2 protein-coding genes are annotated in these 2,111 nt (G+C 61.9%); both read left to right on the forward strand.

The window, feature by feature from the left end; all coding sequences use genetic code 11:
* Positions 1–3: 3 nt before the first annotated feature.
* Positions 4–948: an MBL fold metallo-hydrolase gene (locus tag AC1DVH_RS30020; RefSeq protein ID WP_477756852.1), complete on the forward strand. Its 945-nt coding sequence runs from the start codon at positions 4–6 to the stop codon at positions 946–948.
* Positions 949–995: 47 nt separating this feature from the next.
* Positions 996–1,913 carry a LysR family transcriptional regulator gene (locus AC1DVH_RS30025; RefSeq protein ID WP_477756851.1) on the forward strand — a complete coding sequence of 306 codons (918 nt, stop codon included), beginning with the start codon at positions 996–998 and terminating at the stop codon, positions 1,911–1,913.
* The last annotated feature ends 198 nt before the right edge of the window (positions 1,914–2,111 follow it).

A 2,111-nucleotide genomic window follows, 5' to 3' on the forward strand; every position in this document is an offset into this window, starting at 1 on the left:
GTTCTGATATCCGCCAACGCGCTGGCCCAGGCGCCTGTGCAGGTGGGCACGCAAGTACCCGGTTACTTCCGGCTGGCACTGGGGGATTATGAAGTGACGGCGCTGTTCGACGGCTATAACGACCTGTCGCCGAAGCTGTTGCAAGGCATGAGCCAGAGCCAGATCCGCGCGCTGTTGGCCCGTCGTTCGATTGAAACCCCGGGTGTGCAGACCGCCTTCAACGCCTTTCTGGTCAACACCGGTAAACAGCTTGTCCTGATTGATACCGGGGCAGGGCAGTGTATCGGTCCTACCGCCGGCCAGCTCCCGGCCAACCTTCAAGCGGCCGGCTACAAGCCCGAGCAGGTGGACGCCATCCTGATCACCCACCTGCACCTGGATCACGTCTGCGGTCTGGTGGATGGCCAGCAGCAACCGGTGTTCGCCAATGCCACGGTGTACGCGGCCAAGGCCGAAGCCGACTACTGGCTCGACCCGCAGGCGTTGGCCAAGGCACCGGAAGCGGCCAAGGGCTACTTCAAAATCGCCCAGGATTCCACTGCACCTTACGTGGCCGCCGGCCGATTCAAGACCTTCACCCCCGGCCAGTCGCCGCTGCCGGGCGTGGTCGAGGCGCAACTGGAAGCCGGACACACGCCGGGCAGCACCACGTACCGTTTCACCTCGCAAGGGCAAAGCATCCTGTTCATGGGCGACCTGGTGCACAACCTCGCTGTGCAATTCCTGCACCCTGAGGTATCGATCGGTTTCGACGTCGACAGCCAGCATGCGATCAAAAGCCGCAACCAGGTGTTCAGTGCCGCTGCCACCAGCAAGACCTGGGTGACGGCGGCGCACCTGCCATTCCCCGGCATCGGTCATATCACCGCCGAAGGCAAGCATTTCCAGTGGGTGCCGGTGGAATACGGACCGTACAAACGAGCGGCGAACGTGCCGTTGATCGAGTAAAGTCGGCAGTTCTCGCGCCTGGCCGACCACACAAGGAACCCGAGCCTATGAACCGTAACGATCTGCGTCGCGTCGACATGAACCTGCTGGTGATTTTCGAAGCCCTGATGTTCGAAAAGAACCTGACCCGCGTCGCCGAAAAACTGTTCATGGGTCAGCCGGCGGTGAGCGCCGCGTTGGGGCGTTTGCGCGATCTGTTCGACGACCCGTTGCTGTTGCGCAACGGTCGCGGCATGGAACCGACGGCGCGTGCGTTGGCGATTCTCAAGGAGTTGCAGCCGGCGATGGACACCATTTCCGGCGCGGTCAGCCGGGCCAAGGAATTCGATCCGGAGACCAGTTGCGATGTGTTCCGCATCGGTCTGTCGGACGATGCCGAGTTTGGTTTGTTTCCGCCGTTGCTGCGTCAGTTGCAAGAGGAAGCACCGGGCATCGTCGTGGTCGTGCGGCGGGCCAATTATCTGTTGATGCCGGCGCTGCTGGCGTCGGGGGAAATCTCGGTGGGCGTGAGTTACACCACGGATCTGCCGGCCAATGCCAAGCGCAAGAAGCTGCGCGATATTCCCTGCAAGGTGCTGCGCGGCGACACCCGGCCGGGGACGCTGACCCTGGATGAGTACTGCGAGCGGCCTCATGCGATGGTGTCGTTCTCGGGGGACTTGAGCGGCAATATCGATCTGGATCTGGCGAAGGTCGGGCGCTGTCGTCGTGTGGTGCTGGGGGTGCCACAGTTCAGTGGGTTGCGGGCGTTGCTCGCCGGGACCGAGATGATTGCCACCGTGCCGGATTATGCGGCGTGTGCGTTGGTGGAGGGGTGTGGGTTGCGTGCCGAGGATCCGCCGTTCGAGATTGAGGCGGCGCAGTTGTCGATGGCCTGGAGCGGGGTGCATGACAATGATCCGGCGGAGCGGTGGTTGCGGTCGCGGATCAGTCAGTTCATGTCGGTGACTTTGGATATTCCGTAGCTGTAGACCTTGGCGGCCTATGGGCCGACCAGGCTGCTTTTTTGATTGAGTACATATCCGTTTTTTCGGTAACGGCGGCTGGCGGTTTCGCCCTGACGGCGAGTCACTTTTTTTACAAGCGCCTAAAAAAAGTAACCAAAAAAACGCTCGCCCCGAACGTACGGCCCCTCGCTAAGGCTCGGCGTTCCTTCGCTCCGG

The sequence above is a fragment of the Pseudomonas sp. P4_C3 genome (assembly GCF_056402075.1).

Coding starts and splice junctions, on each gene's coding strand:
- AC1DVH_RS30025 (WP_477756851.1), top strand. CDS start 996: ATGAACCGTAACGATCTGCGTCGCGTCGACATGAACCTGCTGGTGATT.